Source organism: Psychrobacter sp. AOP3-A1-26 (assembly GCF_052378235.1).
In the GTDB taxonomy this organism is placed as follows: Bacteria; Pseudomonadota; Gammaproteobacteria; order Pseudomonadales; family Moraxellaceae; genus Psychrobacter.
The window spans coordinates 1-683 of record NZ_JBQSXN010000207.1 but is presented as its reverse complement, the minus strand read 5'-3'; the positions used below and the strand labels follow the sequence as shown (position 1 = coordinate 683).

At 40.7% G+C, this 683-nt stretch carries 1 protein-coding gene; it reads left to right on the top strand.

The window, feature by feature from the left end; all coding sequences use genetic code 11:
* Positions 1 to 640 (top strand): hypothetical protein (locus ACT3TU_RS14330; protein ID WP_444784541.1); only part of this gene is annotated, 640 nt, incomplete at its 5' end.
* Positions 641 to 683: the final 43 nt, after the last annotated feature.

Below are 683 nucleotides of genomic sequence, written 5' to 3'. Positions count from 1 at the left end.
ATCCTATAAAGTGCTATGGTGTAAGGTGTCCATTCAACATGCTCTAGTATTTCTCTTAATCTACTTAATAGTCAAAGCTGAGGTTGTTATGTTGCATTTAAATAGTGTCAAAAACTTATTGCCTGTTTCAAGTGTTGCTATACGTCTGTCAAAGGGTTTAATCGCCAGCGTTTTACTTACCTTGCCTTTCGTTTCATTGTCCGTACAGGCTAGTAGTAACAACTCACCAAGTGTAATCTCTCGAGCAGAAGCGGCAAATCCAGCCAACTTTAAGTTTTTAAGTGTCAATGGCCGGGCAGTGACTCGCGCATCAGCGCCCTGTGCAATCGAAAAAGGACTTATTGCTTGTGGGCTTGAAAAATTATCTTTAATCAATGGTGGTATTAATGAGGTTGATGCAGATTACGACTTGGCGCAAACTTTCTTCTTTCCATCAAAAGCTCAGCCACGTACAGCCGTCGTTGTAATTACCCGTTCTGGTCTCATGGATGATAGCGTTAGTGCGGAGCGTTATCGTGTTAGCTTTAAATTAGAAAATGAGCCGTCTGGTTTAAGTTGGAATTGGGTTCAGTACGGTATACAATATCAGTGTGCCCGTGGTAGTAACGCAGGTAAGTGGACTAAAGATCTTTGTCCTTAATTAAAGGCTTTTTTACGAAGCAGTTTTAGTGGTTTTTAGAAAT